The sequence below is a fragment of the Mesorhizobium sp. M0587 genome, from assembly GCF_040320945.1.
Classification (GTDB): Bacteria; Pseudomonadota; Alphaproteobacteria; order Rhizobiales; family Rhizobiaceae; genus Mesorhizobium.
Genome location: NZ_JAMYQP010000068.1, coordinates 1 through 18105, shown reverse-complemented (window position 1 = coordinate 18105; position 18105 = coordinate 1). Strand labels below are relative to the sequence as shown.

The window sequence follows — 18105 nt, the reverse complement described above, 5'->3', positions numbered from 1 at the left end:
CAGGAAAACAGCCCCCATAAACCGCTACTCTTGCAATTCCAAAGCCGCTCTCTGCCTCAATCAACATGCCACATCAACGGCTTGCGGATAGTTCACGGTCGACGAATTATCGTCAGCCCTGGCGCCGCCCCTCAATGTCCTGCCGGACATTTCTCCCCGTATAGTGACAGGGAGAAAGAGGCTGTCGCGGATGGTTTCGCCAACCGTCGATGAGCCCTCCTCCTCACTCCTCCGGTTCTGTCGTGAACAGCAGCGGGTAGCCCTTGGCCTTGCCGGCATCGGTGGCGCGCGTCGCCTTGGTCTCGGCGACATCCTTGGTGAAGACGGCAACCACGCAAACGCCGCGCCGGTGCGCGGTGATCATGATCCTGTGCGCCTGGTCTTCGCTGAGCTTGAACTCGCCCTTGAGCACCGTCACCACGAATTCACGCGGCGTGAAGTCGTCATTGACGAGGATGACCTTGTAGAGCTTCGGCCGCTCGATCTGCGGCTTGACCTTGGTGCGCGGTTTGGTGGTGATTTCAGGCATCGGAACCGACAGTTTGGCGATCGATAACTTCGCTGTCTCATTTTGCCATGGGCAACAGCGATCGTCCATTTTGATTGGCGCGCGGCCCGGCTGCGGCCAGGCGCGACCATTCACGATCATGTGGGGCATTATGCCTGGGGTTCAACGGTCCTGACGACCGAAGATGTGGCGGCCCGAACCCGGCCGCATGGCCGCGGCGGATGGCACATCGGAGCGAAGGCGGTTGCCCTCGGCGTCTCCTCGGCGCTCCAGCCAGGCCGCGATGGGCCACGCGACGACGCAGCTGAGCGTCAAGCCGGTGAGCATGACCAACAGCCAGGCCTGCACCGGCGTGATGTAGTCCCAATTGGTGGAAATCACCGGAGCGAACAGCGAGGGCTCGGTGCGCCCGCTGGCGGGATCCGGCACCGGGCTGGCGGTGAACAGGATCAGCCCCCGGGCCGCAGCGGTGGCGATCAGGCCACCGAGCACCATCGAACGCAAAATGGACGAAAGCCGCTTCTTCATGCGGATTGCCCTACAGGGCCGGCGTTGCGATCGGGTTAAGGTCGGGTGAAGCGCCGGCACCGGCTTCGCCCACGCATCGGTCGGGCCTGTCGGTCCGCTTCGTCGCCGATGACGGCTCTTCAAGTGCTCGGACAGGAAGAAGGCCGCTCCAGCCCGAAGCAACTGGAGCGGCCCTCCGCAAGACTGGCAGGTATGCCGGGCCTGGATCAGGCCTTCGGCACGTCCTTCTTGACGGCCTTCTTGACGGTCTTCTTCGTGTCGGCCTTCTTGTGCTTCTTGACGGTGACCTTCTTCACCGGGGGCTTGGCGGGGGTCGTCTCGGCCGGAGCGGTGGTCGTCGTGGAAGCAGCCGGAGCGGTGGTGGTCGTCGTGGTGGCGGCTGCATTGCCGAGGGCCGGCATGGAGAAGGCGAGAGCGACGGCGAGACCAGTGGCGGAGAGGATGGACTTCTTCATGGCTTCATTTCCTTTTATGCGGGTCGAGTTTCTCGAGTTTCACTGAACTGGGTCGTTCGGTGTCACTCCAAGCAGCTTCAAAGCGTTGGCGAGCATCCGGATGCCCTGCGCCTGTTTCTTGGCGGCGCAGTACCGGTCACCCTTTTTCTGAAGTGCCTTTGCCGCGGTGACCTGCGTTGCCGTGGCGTGGGTTTCGAGGGCTTCATCGAATTGGTGGCTGAGATTGGCACACCGCTCGCTCCGGGTGGTTGGCGTCACCTTTGCGTCCGACTGTCCGACAGCGGCAGAGACCAGGCCTATGCCCAGCAACGCACCCAACAAACTGATCGACAACCTTGGCATCGGTTTATCCGTGAACCCGGAGACTTGCGTCGCGGCCAATGACCTGACCGCCACGGCACCGTTATGCCGCCCTACTTTTTCAGGAGTTTTTCCGGATTATAGAAATTTGTTTCTGGATTGTTTCTGGCCGGCCCGACGCGAAGGCCACGAATGCTTTCGATGTGGAGAATGCGGAATTCGTTCTCCCTCGAAATACCGGGCACTGGCCAACATATGGCCCGAATTCTATCGTGTGGCTGACCAGCCAAGAATAGTTTGGCCGGCAGCCGAGACAGGACACCTGTGAAATCCGACGCACACATACTGATCGTCGACGACGACAAGGGCATCCGCGACCTGCTCCAGGAATTCTTCCAGAAGCGGGGGCTGCACACATCGGTTGCCGCCGACGGCACGGAGATGGAGACCATACTGCGCCGCGCGCAGGTGGACCTCATCGTACTCGACGTGATGCTGCCCGGCAAGAGCGGGCTGGAACTGTGCCGCGACCTGCGTGCCCAGTATTCGACGCCGATCATCATGCTGACCGCCGTCACCGAGACGACTGACCGCGTGGTCGGTCTCGAGATGGGTGCGGACGATTATGTGCCCAAACCTTTCGACCCGCGCGAGCTCCTGGCCCGCATCCGCGCCGTGCTGCGCCGCAACGGCGCCGCCGAGCCGAAGCGCGCCACCACCAAGCAGATCTACCGTTTCGCCGGCTGGACGATGGACAGTTCGCGGCGCCGGCTGACCGCGCCCGACGATGTCAGGGTCGAGCTGACGATGGCGGAGTTCAACCTGCTGCAAACTTTCGTCAAGAGCGCCCAGCGCGTGCTGACCCGCGATCAGCTCATCGAACTCTCCGGCGGCGACAGCGACTATTCCTTCGACCGCAGCATCGATATCCTGGTCAGCCGGCTGCGGCGCAAGATGGAAGACGACCCCAAAACGCCCAAACTGATCCTGACGGTGCGCAGCGGCGGCTACCAGTTCCTGCCCGAAACGACCTCGGAATGAGACGTTTCCTGCCGCAGACATTGCCTGTCTGGGTACTGCTGATCGTCATTGCCGGCCTTTTGATCAGCCAGGTGGCGACCCTCTATATCGTGGCGCGCGACCGCGCCGCGGCCAATGGTGTGGTCGACCTCTACCGTCTCAACGACCGCGCCTTCTCGCTGGTGCAGTTGATGAGCAGCGCCACGCCCGAGGAGCGCAAGGCGACCGCCGCCGGCCTGTTCAACTCGACTTACGCGCTCACCGTCTCGGATACGCCCGCGGTCACCTCATCGATCGCCAGCGACGACGAGCTGGCCGAGCTCGAAGACATCCTCGTCGGCCGGCTGTCGAAGTTCGGCGTCACCGACGCACGCGTCAGGCGCGATCCGGCAACGCGCGAGGCCGACGATGCCAGCGGCGCGGCCCCGGGACCCGATATCGGCCAGGTGGAACGAGACCTCCTGGTGCTGGCCGCCAACTTCGCCCAGAGCGACAAGCTGACGGCCTCGCTGCGCTTCGCCGACGGCCAGTGGCTGAACTTCACCGAGCCGATCACGCCCGCGGGCCCGATCCTGAGCGTCGACAGCCTGCCGCTTTATTCGCTGATCGCCGGACTGGTGGTGATCATGTCGATCTGGTCACTGCGCCGGCTGACGGCGCCCTACCGGATGATGGAAACCGCCGTCAACAGGATCGGCAAGGACCTGAAGAGCCCGCCGATTGCCGAGACCGGCAGCCGCGAGGTGCGCGCCGCCGCCAAGGCGATCAACGCCATGCAGGCCCGCTTGCGGGAGTATGTCGAGGACCGCGAGCATCTGGCCGCGGCGCTGGCGCACGATCTGCGCACGCCGATGACCCGGATGCGGCTGCGGCTGGAGCTGTTGCGCAAATCGGCGGTTCGCGAGGCGCTGGCGCACGATCTCGCTGATGTCGAGAGCATCGCGAGTTCAGTGATCGACTTCGCCACGTTCGAGGTGAACGAGGAGAAGAGCGAACGCATCGATTTCTGGTCGCTCGTGGAATCGATCGCCGACGGCTATCCGGACGTCTCGCTCGACGAGAACGATACCCGCTCGCGCGGCCTGATCTGCATGGCGCGGCCGGTCGCGCTCAGGCGCTGCGTCACCAATCTGGTGCAGAACGCCGTCATCTACGGCAAGAAGGCGCATCTCAGCCTGCAACGCCTGGACACCATGATCACGCTGACCATCCGCGACGAAGGTCCGGGCATACCGCAGGCCCAGATCGACGCCGTGTTCGGCTCCTTCGTGCGCCTGGAACAGTCGCGCAACCGCCAGACCGGCGGCCTCGGACTTGGCCTCACCATCGCCCGCAACATCGCGCGCGCCGCCGGTGGCGAGGTCCGCCTGTCCAATCACCCCGATGGCGGACTGCTGACGGAACTGCGCCTGCCGCTGGCGGCATAGGTCTTGCCCCAGAGCAATTTCAGGAAAAGCGTGAAACGGTTTTCCGTCCGGAATTGCGTAAAAACAAAGACATAGAGTGGTTCGGCGCTTCCGCGAAACGGCGAGCCGCATCTAGAAGATGCTCCTTTCATCGCTCGCCGGTCCGGCCCGCCGAAAAGCTGCCGGCGTGGTGTTGAATTGCGCTTTGAATGCACGGGTCAGTGCCGCCTCCGAGCCATATCCGACGGTCGCCGCGATTTCACCGATCCTGGCAATTCCGGCGCGCAGTTGGTCTGCGGCAAGATCGAGCCGCCACGCCGCCAGGTAGCGTAGCGGCGTCTGGCCGACGACTTCCGAAAAGCGGGCGGCGAAGGCCGAGCGCGACAACCCGGCAAGGTCGGCCAGCGCCTCGACTGTCCAGCGCCGGGCCGGCTCCTCGTGCATTGCCGACAGCGCCCGGCCGATCGCCGGGTCGGCCAGGCCGCTCAGCCAGCCGAGATTTTGCGGGTTCCTGGCACCCCATTCGCGCACGGCCTCGACGAACAGCAGATCCAGCAGTCTGGCGATGGCGATGGCGGAACCGAGTTTCGGATACCGGGTTTCCTCGACAAGGAAATGGCTGGTCAGCCTCATCCATTCCAGAGGCTTTCCAGATTTCGCCTCGATATGGACAAGCGCCGGCAGGACCTTCAGGAGCTTGGGGGCCAGCACGCCAGCGAAGGAGAACTGGCCGCAGACCACGTGTGTCTGCTCGCCGCCGCCCCCGAAGACGTACGCCGAACCACGCCGGGTGGTCGCATTCGTCAACGCTTGATCCGCCGGAACAGGGGGCAATGCCGGATCGCTGCACAGCACATGGCCTGCGCCCAACGGCAGGATGACCAGATCACCGGCCTCGATCCGGATTGCGTTGCCAGCATCTGGCTTTAGCCATGCCGAGCCGCGCTCCACGATGTGGAAATGCGACACTGGACGGCGAAAGCTCAGACTCCATGGCGCCGAAAAGTCGTTGGCACAGACGAATTCTGCGCGCATGCGCACGAGAGAAAGAACGTCGGACATTGCATCCGGGGCGCCGCCGATCTTCGGCATCTGTCACCTTTCCGTCATCTTGCGTGGACGCTGAGCAAAGAAATCGAGCGCCTGGGCCATAGATCACGCTTTCGTTTGAGAACTACATTGCCACGCAATCAGGAGCGACAGTGGAGCGAAACGCAAGTGGCAGCGGGCGAGATCGAAGACGTATCCCATGAGATGCGCAGCGTAGGCGTGATGTCGCGCCGTAGCTTTTTTGCGACGGCAGCGGGCGGCCTGCTGTTGTCGGCAGGCGCGTTTGCGCAGGACCAGCAAGGCAATCCGGTATCGCTAAGCGCGTGGCTGCGGGTGGCGCCGGACGACACGATCCTCATCATGATTTCGCAGTCGGAGATGGGGCAAGGCATTTCCACGACGCTTCCTGTTGCCTTGGCGGACGAACTCGGCGCGGACTGGTCGAAGGTCAAGACCGAATGGTCCCAATTCGACCCGGCCTATCGCCACCCACAATATGGCTGGATGTTCACCGGCAATTCTGAATCGACTTCGACCTTCTATCCCATCATGCGCACCATGGGCGCGGCCGCCCGCGAGATGCTGGTTCAGGCGACCGCCGTGAAACTCAAGGTCGACGCGGCCTCGCTGCAAGTGCGAGACAGCAGAATTATCGACCCGACCTCGGGCCGGTCAGTGGGCTTCGGTGAGATGGCAGAAAACGCTGCCAGGCTGCCGGTACCTGACAAACCTGCGTTGAAACTCGATTCGGACCTGACGATGATCGGCAAGCCGCAGCCGCGGCGCGATATTCCACCCAAAGTCAACGGCAGCGCCATCTTCGGCATCGACGTCAAGGTGCCAGGCATGGCGGTGGCCGCGATTCGGCGAGCCCCTGCGCAGGGCGGCAAACTCGAAAGCTACGACAGGGCAGGGATTCTGGCACGGCCAGGTGTGATCGCCGCCGTCGAGATCGCCTCCGGTCTCGCGGTTGTCGCCGACCGCTACTGGACGGCTAAGCGCGCGCTGGACGAAGGCGGGCTTGTTTTCGCAGAGGGGCCGCTGGCGGGCTACGCGACCGGGAGCCAGAGGGCCGACCACATGGCGCGCCTGAAGACGGGGGACTTCACGGTGAAACGCAGCGACGGTGACGCCAGGGCCAGGCTGGCGGTTGCGCCCCGCGTGTTCGAGGCGACCTACGAGATTCCCACCCAGGCGCATGCCACCATGGAGCCGATGAACTGCACCGCCCACGTTACGGCAGATAGCTGCGAGTTGTGGGCGCCAACTCAGGGCGTGGAAATCACTCAGGCAATCGTCAAGGAGATGACAGGCTTCAGCGACAGCCAGATCGTCATCAACCGCACCTTTCTCGGCGGCGGCTTCGGACGGCGGCTGCTGGCAGACTTCGTACGGATCGCCGTCCAGGTGGCCAAGGTCGTAAATCGGCCGGTGAAGGTGATCTGGAGTCGCGAAGAGGACTTCGCCTACGACGCCTATCGGCCGCCGATGACCCATGCGGTAAGCGCCGCTCTTGGCGCGGATGGCTTGCCGTCGGCCATGGTACACCGCATCGTCTCGCCATCGCACATGCTCTATGTGTTCCCGCGGTCGGTGATCAAGGCGCAGCAGCCGTGGGATCGCCCGATAGCCCCGCCACCCGAATACGATGCAATGGCCGTCGAGGGGGTGCTCGATCCGCCCTACGCAATCGCCGACTATCATGTCGAACAGAATTATGTCGAGACACCGCTGCCGGTATCGGTGTGGCGCACCACAGGCCACGGGCCGAACAACTTCGTTCTGGAAACCTTTCTGGACGAACTAGCACACGCCGCAGGCAAGGATGCGCTGGAATATCGGCTGGCTCTCGCCCGCAACGATTCGCGCGCCGTCGCGGTGTTGAAGACCGTGGCCGCGATGTCGGATTGGGGGCGACCAACTCCGAAGCGCCAAGGCCGGGGTCTGGCGTTGGCCAAGGCGTTCGGTGGTTATGCCGCTCAGGTCGTCGACGTTTCCGTCGATGGAAAGGACATCCATCCACTTCATGTCTGGACCGCGCTCGACTGCGGCAAGACACTAGACCCCGGCATCGCCGCCGCCAACGTCGAAGGCGGCTTGGTCTGGGGACTTTCGGGGTTGCGCACCGAAGTGACCTTCGAGAAGGGTGCGGTGCAACAGACCAATTTCGACGCATTCGATCCTGTACATCTCTGGGAAACCCCGAAGATCGAGACCCGGTTCGTCGAAAGCGGCGCCACGATCGGCGGCACGGGAGAACTCGGCCCGGTCCCGACGCATGCCGCATTCTGCAATGCAGTGTTCGCCGCGACCGGCGAGCGCATTCGCGCGCTGCCGCTGTCGCGGCATGGCTATCGGCTGGTTTGAGGAGGAGATCTCGATGATCAAGCTCACCGTCAACGGCAAATCGGTCGAAACTGCCGCCGACCCGGATACGCCCCTGTTGTGGGTGCTGCGCGACGATCTCGGTCTCACAGGCACCAAATATGGCTGTGGTATCGCTGCCTGCGGCGCCTGCACCGTCCATGTCGAGGGCGAAGCCGTGCGCTCCTGCTCCTACCCACTGTCCGCGGCCGCGGACAGCGCCGTCACGACCATTGAGGGCCTGTCACCGGATAGCTCGCATCCCCTCCAGAAATCGTGGATCGACCAACAGGTGCCGCAATGCGGTTATTGCCAGTCCGGCATGATCATGGCCGCTGCGGCACTGCTGAAACAAAAAGCTAAGCCATCCGACGCAGACATCGACGCTGCCATCACGAACATTTGCCGGTGCGGCACGTACCAGAGGGTGCGGCGAGCGATCCATCGGGCAGATGGAGAGCAGGGATGAACCGTCTTGAACTGCTCGGCCCGACGGTCGTGTGTTTGGTGGCGATAGGGTTGTGCGCCTCGCTTGTATTGCGGGCCGTGCCCGAAGCAGTCGCAAGCGACGGTCACCGCGTCTCTCTGGCGGCCTTCGCGCGCATTGACGAGGTGCTGACCAGCCCGCGCTGCCAGAACTGCCATACGTTGAGCGATTTTCCCCGTCAGGGCGATGACCGGCATCCACACCTTTTCAATGTCATGCGCGGCCCGGACGGTCATGGCGCGAGCGGCTTGGCTTGTGCCACCTGCCATGGCCGGGCCAACAACGCGGCGAGCGGAGTACCCGGCACTGACGACTGGCATCTGGCCCCGCGGGGCATGGGCTGGGAAGGGCTAGCGCCAGCATTGCGATGCGCCCATCTCAAGGACGCGAGCCGCAATGGTGGGCGGGACGGTGCCGCAATCATCGATCATCTCAAGACCGCGCTCGTTGCGTGGGCCTGGCAGGCAGGCGGTGATGCTCGCAAGCGCCCGCGAACGCCGCCACCAGTCCCCTATGACGAGTTCCTGAGGGCCGCCGAACTCTGGGTAAATTCCGGCGCCGCATGCCCGGAGGCGAATTGAGGAACCACCTGCTGGAGCAATTCCACGAAAAGCGTGAAACGGATGGAGCGGTTCGGCACTTCCAAACAGTGAACCGCTCATCCAGTCAGGCCAAGTCGCCCGCGTGCAGCGTCTTGAGATGCGTTTCTCGACTTTGGACGGGAGTTTTGAGCCAACGCGTATCAGAACCGCCGATTCAATCGCCGCACCGTTATCGGGTTAACTGAGCAAAAGGCGACTACCGCCGCAGCACCGCGCTTAGCACGTCGCGGATGCCGATGGCGCCGACGAAGCGCGACTGGTCGTCGAACAGCGCCACGGGTGCGGTCTGCGAGCGATGCATGGCCAGCATCACGGTTTTCAGCGAGGTGCCGGGATTGGCCCAGAACACTTGCGCGGCCTCCTCCGACTGGCTCTCGACGTCCGCGCAGGATACCCACACCGCCGGCTTGCCGTCGCGCTCGGCTGCCGCCACCAGCCCATGATCGTCGATCTTGAAGCGCGTCGTCTTGCGCCGGTCGAGCCACACCCAGCCATTGTCGCCGTGTTCCAGGTCACGGCGGTCGCGCATCACGTTCCAGGCGGTGAGCACCGACAGCGGATTCACATTGGCGATGAAGTCGCGGACGTAGTCATTGGCGGGGCGCAGCACGATGTCTTCCGGCGCGCCGGTCTGGACGATGCGGCCGCCCTCCATGATCGTGATGTGGCTGCCGATCTTCAGCGCCTCCTCGAGGTCGTGGCTGACGAAGATGATGGTCTTCTTCAGTTCGGCCTGCAGCTGCAGCAACTCGTCCTGCAGTTTGGTGCGGATCAGCGGATCTAGCGCCGAGAACGGCTCGTCCATCAACAGGATCGGCGCCTCGGTTGCAAAGGCGCGGGCCAGGCCGACGCGCTGCTGCATGCCGCCCGACAGCTCATGGGCGTATTTCTTCGACCACTGGTCGAGATTGACCAGCTTGAGCTGGCGACTGACGCGTTCCTTGCGCTCGGCTTCCGGCACGCCGGCGAGTTCAAGACCGAGACCGACATTTTCCTCCACCGTGCGCCATGGCAGCAGGCCGAACTGCTGGAACACCATCGCCACCTGCTTCTGGCGCAGGCGCCGCAAGGTCGCTTCGTCGCAGGTGACGACATCGACGGTGCGCTCGCCGTCCTTGACCAGCACCTGGCCGCGCGACACCACGTTGAGCCGGTTGACGGCCCTGAGCAGCGTCGATTTGCCGGAACCCGACAGGCCCATCAGCACCGATATCTCGCCCTCGTGCACGGTGAGGCTGGCGCCGGCGCAGCCGAGCACATTGCCGGTCTTCTGGAGGATTTCGGCGCGGGTGGCCCCCTTGTCGATCATCGCCAACGAACCCGCCTGATCGGCGCCGAAGACGATGTCGACGTTCCTGAAATCGACGGCGACGGTCATTTCTTGCCTCCAACGCCAATGCGGGTCATGCGGTCGAGCACGATGGCGAGCACGACGATGGCAAGCCCTGCCTCAAGCCCGAGGTCGATCCGGCGTGAGCCAAGCGCCCGGTTGATTTCGGTGCCGAGGCCGCCGGCGCCGATCAGCGCCGCGAACACCACCATCGATAGCGACAGCATGATCGATTGCGTCAGGCCCGCCATGATGGTGGGCAGGGCCGAGGGTAGTTCGACCTTCCACAACAGCTGGCTTTTTGTGGCGCCGAACGCCTCGCCGGCCTCGATGATCGATTTCGGCACCGAGACGACCCCGAGATGGGTGAGCCTGACCGCGGTCGGGATGACGAAGATGATGGTGACGATGAGGCCGGGCGCGTTGCCGAGGCCAAACAGGGTCAGCACCGGGATCAGGTAGACGAAGGTCGGCAGCGTCTGCATCAGGTCGAGCACCGGCAGCATGAAGCGGTAGACCTTCGGCTTGTGCGCCGCCCAGATGCCGAGCGGCACGCCGATGGCCATTGCCATGGCTGCGGCCGCGACGACCAGCACCAGCGTCTGCACCGTCTGTTTCCAGAGGTTCTGGTTGATGATGAAGATCAGACCAACAAAGACGCCGATGGCGAGCGGTCGCGACCGCTGCAGCAGCCAGGCGACGAGGGCGATGACCAGCGCCAGCAGCACCGGCGGCACCATCAGCAGGATGTCGACCACTCCGTCGAGCAGGAAATTCAGGCCGTTCGAAAAGGCCCTGAACACAGTGTCGAAATTATCGGTGAGAAAGCCGAAGAACGCCTTTCCCCAGGCGCCGATCGGAATCTTGTGATCGGCCATGAATTTCGAAATCGGATCCATATCGCCCCTCTCATGCAGGAGGCCGCCCTGCCCTCGGCCTCTACTGTCGCAACGTCATCTTCTCACAGCATATGAAAAAGGGCAGCCCTTTCCTAAATGGCTGCCCTTTTTGTTCCCACGGCGCCGCGCGTCTTTTTCAGACGCGCAAAGAACGCTGCGGCATTTCATGTGCGCATGATCCCTTTCCGAAACTCGAAACCGATTTTCGGGATCATACGCCCATGCCGAAATCAAAGCCGGCTTAGCTTCCAAGCGCCGTCTTGATCGCCGCCGCCGCGTCGCCGCCGTCGAAGGTGGTCACGCCGGCAATCCACGGCGTCACCGCGTCCGGATGCTTCTTCAGCCAGTCGGTCGCCACCGTATTGGCGTCGCTGCCCTTCAGGATGGCGTCCATCATCTCGCCTTCCATGTCGAGATTGAACTTTAAATTGGCGATGAACTTGCCGGCATTCGGGCATTCGGTCATGTAGCCTTTGCGCACATTGGTCGAAACGGTGGCGGCGCCGAAGCCGCTATCGCCCATGCCGTCGAGATAGGTGATCTTCATGGCGCCCATAACCGGGTGCGGCGTCCAGCCGAGGAAGGCGATCCACTCGTTGTTCTTCATCGACTGCTCGGCCTGGGTCAGCATGCCGGCCTCAGAAGACTCGACCAGCTCGAAACCCTCAAGGTTGTCCTTCGGGTTCTTGATCATGTCGAGGATGATGCGGTTGCCGTCATTGCCGGCCTCGATGCCGTAGATCTTGCCGTCGAACTTGTCCTTGAACTTGCCGAGATCGGTCAGCGACTTGACGCCGGCGTCCGCCACATAGGTCGGCACGACTATGCCGTAGCCCGCCCCGGAGAGGTTCTCGCTGACGGTCTCGACCGAGCCGTCGGCGGTGTAGTCCTTGATGTCGTTGGTCATCGACGGCATCCAGTTGCCGAGAAACACGTCGAGATCCTTGTTCTTCAGCGACGCATAGGTCACCGGAACCGAAAGCTGGATCACCTGCGGCTCGTAGCCGAGCGCGGTGAGCAGCACGGAGGCAAGCCCTGTCGTGGCCTGGATGTCGGTCCAGCCGACATCGGAGAGACGCACCGCCTTACAGCTCGCCGGATCGCCGGCAAAGGCGGCACTGGTGGACAAAAAAGCCGCCAGGCCGAGGCCGGCGACGAAGGAATTCATGCGCGACATAGATATTCTCCCATTTCGATTCTTGACGGGGCGAAGTTACGGTTTCTCTGCCCGCCTTGTTTCGTCAGCCAAACACCATTCTGGTGTGGTTTCAAGCATTAAGGCAATCACGATCAACGGCGCGGGCTGGCCAATCAGCGACACATCCGACGCTTTCCGGGCCGAGCCCTGACCTGGTTCAGGCCGGCCGCGGCGGCTTTTTCAGGGGAATGCGGCGGCGGCCCCTCCCCGCGTGGCGACAAGTCGGCTTAAAAGAGCGGCATGGCCAAGCTCTATTTTCACTACGCGACGATGAACGCCGGCAAGACGACGATGCTTCTGCAGGCGTCGTACAATTATCGCGAGCGCGGCATGACGACGATGCTGTTCGTCGCCGGCCATTACCGCAAGGGCGAGACCGGCCTGATCTCATCACGCATCGGTCTGGAGACCGAAGCCGAGATGTTCCGCGACGGCGACGACCTGTTCGCCCGCGTCGCCGAGCATCACCGGCACAGTGCCGTGCATTGCGTCTTCGTCGACGAGGCGCAGTTCCTCGAGGAAGAACAAGTATGGCAGCTCGCCCGCATCGCCGACCGGCTTAACATCCCGGTGATGTGCTACGGCTTGCGCACCGATTTCCAGGGCAAGCTGTTTTCCGGCTCCCGCGCGCTGCTCGCCATCGCCGACGATTTGCGCGAGGTGCGCACCATCTGCCGCTGCGGCCGCAAGGCGACGATGGTGGTGCGCCTCGGTCCGGACGGCAAGGTCGCCCGGCAGGGCGAACAGGTGGCGATCGGCAAGGACGTCTATGTCTCGCTCTGCCGCCGCCACTGGGAAGAGGAGATGGGCCGCGCTGCGCCCGACGACTTCATCGGCTTTACCAGGGCCTGACCGGCACGGCGGTGTTTGCGGCGTTTCACGGAGGCCCGAACCCACTCTATCTGTTAGTTTTTGCGCTGCTCCGGACGGGAGACCGTTTCACTCTTTTGCTGGAGTTACACTATAAGGCCGTCAGCCAGAACTCTCCGGAATCAGCCATGCTTCGAGCCGTTTCGTCAGCCAGCCTCCTTCTTCTTGCCACCTCCGTCGCCACCCATGCCGGTGGCGACCCCGTGCAGGGCAAGCATGTTTTCAACCGGTGCATAGCCTGCCACGAGGCGACCACCGACCGCGACAAGGTCGGCCCACATTTGATGGGTGTCGTCGGCCGTCCCGCTGGCAGCGCCGAAAGCTTTTTTGGCCATTATTCGGAAGCGATGAAAGGTGCCGGCGCCGCCGGCCTGGTCTGGGACGAGGCGAACCTTGCTCAATATCTCAAGGCGCCCAGGCTGAAGGTGCCCGGCAACAGGATGGCCTTTGGCGGACTGACCAGTGACGACGACATCGCCAACGTCATCGCCTTTCTGAAAGCCGATCCCAAACCTTGAGCCGCGAGTTCCGGGTCGGCTTCCGCTTTGCCTGGCGAGGTCGCGATTGCTTCAGTGCTTTGGTCAATTCGAGGCGTCGGTGCCGGCTGGAATTGAATGCATCGCCGTCACTTTTGCCGGCCTGAAAGTTCAATGACAGCTGAGCTACGCTTACCCGCTGCGGTAGTCACGCCACGATCACCTTCACCTGCCTTTCAAGACCATGACGAATTCTTTTGTTTTCAGGGCGGGCCTTGTCTTGCGTCTTTCAATCCCTGGAGGCCCCACATATATTCGCCGCTGTTCGCAACCAGCGACGTGATGCCGAAGCGGGAGGCCCCAATGGCGACATTGCAGAATTTCGATGCTGAAATTGCCAAGACAAAGCAGGTCGTCCAGGACATGCGGACCAAGATCGAGCAGTCCGGGACCGTGCTCGACACGCTTGCCACCGCCGACAAGAAGATCGGCGACGCCAATTTCGACATCGAGAACGCCCGCATCGAGGATGTGCTGAAGCAGCAGAAGGTGATGGAAGGCAACATCGCCGATCTCATCATCGGCCTGGAGGACGCCACCAACGTCTTCGGCGCCGAATTCGAGAGCATGAAGAATTACACCGGCTGGGAAAACTTCGTCGGCGTCTTCTCCAGCCAGCGCAAGCAGCGTCTGCGCACCGACCGCGTGCGCAACATGTCGCTGGCCGGCAATCTGCAGGAATTGCTGGCCAAGTCCGACACCATTGTCGGCATATTGAAGGCGCAGAAAGAGGTCCTCGACCAGCGCTACAAAACCTCAGAGACCAGCCTGTCGCAGGTCATCGAGCGCCGCAAGACCACCATGTCCAACCTGGAGACCGTGCAAAAGCGCATCGAGGAGCTCAATCCGATGCTGCTCGACATCGAAAACAAGATCGCCGCGTCGACCAGCCAGAAGGAGCGCACGCAGCTCGAAGGCGAACGCTCCAAGCTCGCGACCGAATACAACGAGAAGCAGGCCAAGGAGCAGGAATTGCTGGCCGAGAGCCAGACGCTTGAGCGCTACACCTCGATGTTCCAGACCTTCGTCGATTCGCTCAACAACCAGATTGCCGCGCAGTCGACGCTGATCAACAAGCTGACCATCGATACCGAGCAGCGCATCGTGCTCTACAAGGCGCTGGAGGATTCCCTGAAGACCGCCGCCCAGCAGGACGTCGCCCACAAGATCAACACGCTGGGCAGCCAGGTCGACAACACAGCCGAGGAAACCATGGCCGGCATAGGCGCCGCCTCGCAGAAGCACATTGGCGACCTCCTGGAAATGCACGAGAAGAATATGGTGGCCACCGCCGACATCCAGCGCCGCAAGAAGTTGGCCGACGATGCCTTCGCCCGCCGCTTCGACGAGGTGCTGAAGAAGCACAATTCGGCCAATTACGTGCAATCGTAATCGCCGCATTCATCGGTGCGACAATCCAGGGCCAATAGCATGACCCCCGAAAACGACGCGGCGGCGCGGTACTTCTCGGCCATAACGGCAGCACTCAGCGGCCTCGAAGTGTTCATGCGCGACGACCGCTCGCCGCTTTATCGCCACGGCATCGTCGCCAAGATCGTCGCCGAGTATATCGCCCGGCTCGACAAGTCCTTTTCCTGCTGGCGCAACCGGCTGGGCTTCATGGACACGTTCCGAATTTCGCGCGCCGAAAGCGGCTTCCCGGTGTTCCAGAACCTGCTCGAGCTGGAAAACGACCGTCGCCAGGCGGACAGCCGGCTCGCCAACATCCCGGCAGCGGGCGAATTGCGCGAGGAGATGGCCGACTTCATCCTGCGCCACAAGGAATTCCCCGAGGCTTTGCAGAAGTCGATGGCCGAGCGGCTCTATCTCGAGGACGTCAAAGGCGAGAATACGTTCGGTCCGTTCACGTTGGCGCAAACGGCCAAGGTCTCGGTCAATCCGAAGACGGCGCGGCCCTACTATCTCGTCCATTGGGCGACCTTCGACGGTAGCGCCAACCTGCCGCTGGTCTATATGGTGACGGTGGAGGATTCCTCCGAAGCGATGATCCGCCAGCTCGTCGACAGAAGCGGCAAGCTCAACGACAAGGTCGACATTCCGCTGCCGGTCGACGGCCTGCTCAACCCCGAGCTTGCCCACCGTTTCGACGATTTCACCGAGAAGAATTCCGCCTACACGCTGTCGCCGGCGACCATTGCCGTCAACCTCGACAGGGATTTCGAGCCGCTGCATCCCAAGCAGCTGCGCCGCGTCGTGCTCGGCCCCTTCTATTCGGCTGGGATTACCGACAACAATTCGACGGTGACCGAGGTTCTGGCCAAGGTGCGCAAACCGGAAAATGCGTGGCTGCTGACCTGGACCATCCAGGAAGTCTACTCAAAAGCGGAGAAACCCGGCCGCAAGGGGCTGTTTTCGAGCGAGAAGACCACGCAGGAATTTTTCATCAACACCGACGATCTCGAAGCCGCTCGCCAGGGCGTGTCGAGCTATGAGAACCACGCGCTGATCCCGCACGAAGCGTACCAGGCGCTCTACGCCGCGGGCGAGGCACAGAAGATTTTCGCCGGCTACAAGGTCCACATCCTGTCCAACGGACAGGTCATCTCGGACGTCTGACCGTCACACCACGGAGCAACCTTCATGGATACCGGCCTGACCACCATTCCGGAAGCGGCGATTGAAAAGCACCGCGCCACCGCGCAGAGCTTTATCACCCGCATCGTCGTGCTCGAGGACCCGTCTAGCTCCTCCGGCACGGCACTTGCCGGCACCAACCGCCGCTTCGTCTCGACCGTATCGGTCGGCTCGGTGCGCCGCACGCGCGAGGTCGAGCTGGCGAAGACTGTCGGCGCCGTCCATCCCGACGACCAGTTGCTGACCATCCCGCAGCACACGCTTTTGTTTCGCGCCCGACGCGGCACGGCGCTCGCGCTCGCAATTTCGGAGGTGTTCGCCGAAGGCTCCGACCTCGAAAGCCTGCAGGCCAAGAACACCCGCGCGCCGCTCGAAGGCGACGAGGCAGCGGCCTTCAAGAAACTTCTGTCGGCCTCGGCTTACATCTCGGCCTTCAGCCTTGCTTCCTATCTGTTCCAGCTGATCGACAGCGACGGCGAAGCGCCCAACGATATCCCCGAACCGGATTTCCTGTTCGACACGCCGCAGGATGCGGTGAAGTCGATCCTGGCGGGCCTCGACAAGGCGATATCGGGGGCATCCGACGATGCCGATCTGATGACCAGGGCGCGCGCCTTCGCTCGCGTCGCCATCGACGGGCTCTTGGCGCGAAAAGGCCGCTTCGACGGCATCGGTCCGTTCGAGAACGCCCATATCCGCATCGATGCCGACGATTTCACCCTCGACGGCTTCGACGTCGCGCCCGGCAAGCGCTCGAAGCCGCTGGTGATGACCTTCAAGAAACCGGAGGAGGTCGTCGGCAACCACATCGCCAAATACCAGTCGGTCAAGCTTGCGAAGATGCTGATGGCGTACGACTTCGAACGCGAGTTGAACCCGTTCGTCGAGCTTGGCGGCTTCCTGTTCACCTTCATCGGCGACGGCGCGCCCGGCACCGGCAAGACGACGCTGATCCAGATGATCGCCGGCCTCGTCAACAATTACTGCCAGGTCGCCGGCTATCCCTTCGCCTATGAGAATTTCGGCGTCGACCAGATCTCGTCCTACCAGGGCAAGTCCGGCCAGAACTGCCGCCAATTCATCAACAATGTCTTGAACCCGCGCGTCATCGGCTTCGGCACAATCGACGATATCGACCAGGTCGCCGCCAGACGCTCCGACGACCGCGCCTCGGCCGGCCAGCAGGAGATCACCGGTGTGCTGATGGATGCCTTCTCCGGTGCGGCCACCGTGGTGCGCGGCAACTGCTCCTTCGGCATGTTCTCGAACTACCCCGAAAATGTCGACGATGCGCTGCGCCAGCGCGCCGGCGCCCGCTGGCTGGTCGACGGGCCGCAGACCCGTGACGACTACATCGACATCTTCGTGCTGCTTGCCGGCAAGAACCACAAAATCCCGCTCGGCGACCACAAGCTCTACGCCGCCCAGGAGATCCAGCGCGCCGTGACGGAGGCCTATGAGGAGCATGAGAAGCCGCAGGAAGATGGGCTGATGAAGGTCTACGAGCGCTACATGAAGGAAAATGGCGCGCCCAAGTCGATGGCCGACATCGGCACCTATCTGCACCTGATCAAGGATGCCGAGCCGCGCTTTACCGGCCGCGCCATCAAGAACGTCACCGACGCCATCAAGATGCGCGCCATGGACATCGAGCTTCCCGACGACTGGTTCGAAAAGCCGGAAGCCTTCATGCACAAGGGCTACGACGAGAAGAAGGCGATGATCGAGGAACTGCGCGGGCCCTTCTCGATGGACATGGTCATGCAGGAGATCAACCGCTACGCCGACAGCGAATTCCGCTATTCCGACAAATCCGACGACTCCGCCGTGGAAAAGCTGCTGCGTGACGCCCGTCTGCGTGAGAGGGCCGCACGGGAGATGGAGGAAATGAAGAAGAAGGGCAGTTGGAATGTGTGAGTGGAGCGCCCTTTCCTTCTCCCCGTTTACGGGGAGAAGG

General features: G+C 62.7%; 18 protein-coding genes. 10 read left to right on the top strand and 8 right to left on the bottom strand.

What is annotated here, in order from left to right; translation table 11 throughout:
- Window positions 1–223: 223 nt before the first annotated feature.
- The 4 genes from clpS to NKI49_RS32010 form a co-directional block, all read right to left on the bottom strand.
- Entirely contained in the window at window positions 224–529 is a 306-nt protein-coding gene (gene clpS, locus NKI49_RS32025; protein WP_027024439.1) for an ATP-dependent Clp protease adapter ClpS, read from the bottom strand.
- Between the two features lie 141 nt (window positions 530–670).
- A complete protein-coding gene (locus NKI49_RS32020) occupies window positions 671–1036 on the bottom strand; it encodes a hypothetical protein (protein WP_352600880.1) in 366 nt (121 codons plus the stop codon).
- Between the two features lie 206 nt (window positions 1037–1242).
- The gene (locus NKI49_RS32015) at window positions 1243–1491 is read right to left on the bottom strand and encodes a hypothetical protein (RefSeq protein ID WP_352600882.1); all 249 of its coding nucleotides are present in this window, start codon (window positions 1489–1491) and stop codon (window positions 1243–1245) included.
- Between the two features lie 39 nt (window positions 1492–1530).
- Window positions 1531–1833 carry a hypothetical protein gene (locus NKI49_RS32010; RefSeq protein WP_352600884.1) on the bottom strand — a complete coding sequence of 101 codons (303 nt, stop codon included), beginning with the start codon at window positions 1831–1833 and terminating at the stop codon, window positions 1531–1533.
- 282 nt (window positions 1834–2115) lie between these two features.
- On the opposite strand from NKI49_RS32010, the gene NKI49_RS32005 reads away from it, so the two are divergent.
- Both NKI49_RS32005 and NKI49_RS32000 read left to right on the top strand, forming a co-directional pair.
- The gene (locus NKI49_RS32005) at window positions 2116–2832 is read left to right on the top strand and encodes a response regulator (RefSeq protein ID WP_352600886.1); all 717 of its coding nucleotides are present in this window, start codon (window positions 2116–2118) and stop codon (window positions 2830–2832) included.
- Window positions 2829–4238 carry an ATP-binding protein gene (locus NKI49_RS32000; RefSeq protein WP_352600888.1) on the top strand — a complete coding sequence of 470 codons (1410 nt, stop codon included), beginning with the start codon at window positions 2829–2831 and terminating at the stop codon, window positions 4236–4238. Before NKI49_RS32005 ends, NKI49_RS32000 begins: the two co-directional genes overlap by 4 nt.
- Window positions 4239–4349: 111 nt before the next feature.
- On the opposite strand, the gene NKI49_RS31995 is transcribed toward NKI49_RS32000, so the two are convergent.
- A complete protein-coding gene (locus NKI49_RS31995) occupies window positions 4350–5309 on the bottom strand; it encodes an AraC family transcriptional regulator (RefSeq protein WP_352600890.1) in 960 nt (319 codons plus the stop codon).
- Window positions 5310–5396: 87 nt separating this feature from the next.
- Here NKI49_RS31995 and NKI49_RS31990 point away from each other — a divergent pair, with 87 nt between their 5' ends.
- From NKI49_RS31990 to NKI49_RS31980, 3 genes are read left to right on the top strand one after another with little or no spacing between them, the layout of a single operon-like run.
- A complete protein-coding gene (locus tag NKI49_RS31990) occupies window positions 5397–7634 on the top strand; it encodes a xanthine dehydrogenase family protein molybdopterin-binding subunit (protein ID WP_352600892.1) in 2238 nt (745 codons plus the stop codon).
- 13 nt (window positions 7635–7647) lie between these two features.
- A complete protein-coding gene (locus NKI49_RS31985; RefSeq protein WP_352600894.1) occupies window positions 7648–8100 on the top strand; it encodes a (2Fe-2S)-binding protein in 453 nt (150 codons plus the stop codon).
- A complete protein-coding gene (locus tag NKI49_RS31980; RefSeq protein WP_352600896.1) occupies window positions 8097–8699 on the top strand; it encodes a hypothetical protein in 603 nt (200 codons plus the stop codon). Before NKI49_RS31985 ends, NKI49_RS31980 begins: the two co-directional genes overlap by 4 nt.
- A 217-nt stretch (window positions 8700–8916) precedes the next feature.
- On the opposite strand, the gene choV is transcribed toward NKI49_RS31980, so the two are convergent.
- The 3 genes from choV to NKI49_RS31965 all read right to left on the bottom strand — a co-directional run bounded on the left by choV (window position 8917) and on the right by NKI49_RS31965 (window position 12126).
- Window positions 8917–10098, bottom strand: coding sequence for a choline ABC transporter ATP-binding protein (choV, locus tag NKI49_RS31975; protein WP_352600898.1), 1182 nt, complete (start codon window positions 10096–10098; stop codon window positions 8917–8919).
- Entirely contained in the window at window positions 10095–10949 is an 855-nt protein-coding gene (gene choW, locus NKI49_RS31970; RefSeq protein ID WP_352600899.1) for a choline ABC transporter permease subunit, read from the bottom strand. The genes choV and choW overlap by 4 nt, the downstream gene beginning before the upstream one ends.
- A gap of 241 nt (window positions 10950–11190) precedes the next feature.
- A complete protein-coding gene (locus NKI49_RS31965) occupies window positions 11191–12126 on the bottom strand; it encodes a choline ABC transporter substrate-binding protein (protein ID WP_352600901.1) in 936 nt (311 codons plus the stop codon).
- Between the two features lie 261 nt (window positions 12127–12387).
- Here NKI49_RS31965 and NKI49_RS31960 point away from each other — a divergent pair, with 261 nt between their 5' ends.
- The 5 genes from NKI49_RS31960 (at window position 12388) to NKI49_RS31940 (ending at window position 18065) form a co-directional block, all read left to right on the top strand.
- The gene (locus NKI49_RS31960; RefSeq protein WP_352600903.1) at window positions 12388–12999 is read left to right on the top strand and encodes a thymidine kinase; all 612 of its coding nucleotides are present in this window, start codon (window positions 12388–12390) and stop codon (window positions 12997–12999) included.
- Between the two features lie 146 nt (window positions 13000–13145).
- Complete coding sequence (locus tag NKI49_RS31955; protein ID WP_352600904.1) at window positions 13146–13535, top strand: c-type cytochrome; 390 nt, start codon at window positions 13146–13148, stop codon at window positions 13533–13535.
- A 321-nt stretch (window positions 13536–13856) separates the two neighbouring features.
- Entirely contained in the window at window positions 13857–14945 is a 1089-nt protein-coding gene (locus NKI49_RS31950) for a hypothetical protein (RefSeq protein ID WP_352600906.1), read from the top strand.
- Window positions 14946–14984: 39 nt separating this feature from the next.
- A complete protein-coding gene (locus tag NKI49_RS31945) occupies window positions 14985–16130 on the top strand; it encodes a hypothetical protein (protein ID WP_352600908.1) in 1146 nt (381 codons plus the stop codon).
- A gap of 24 nt (window positions 16131–16154) precedes the next feature.
- Window positions 16155–18065, top strand: coding sequence for an AAA family ATPase (locus tag NKI49_RS31940; protein WP_352600910.1), 1911 nt, complete (start codon window positions 16155–16157; stop codon window positions 18063–18065).
- Window positions 18066–18105: the final 40 nt, after the last annotated feature.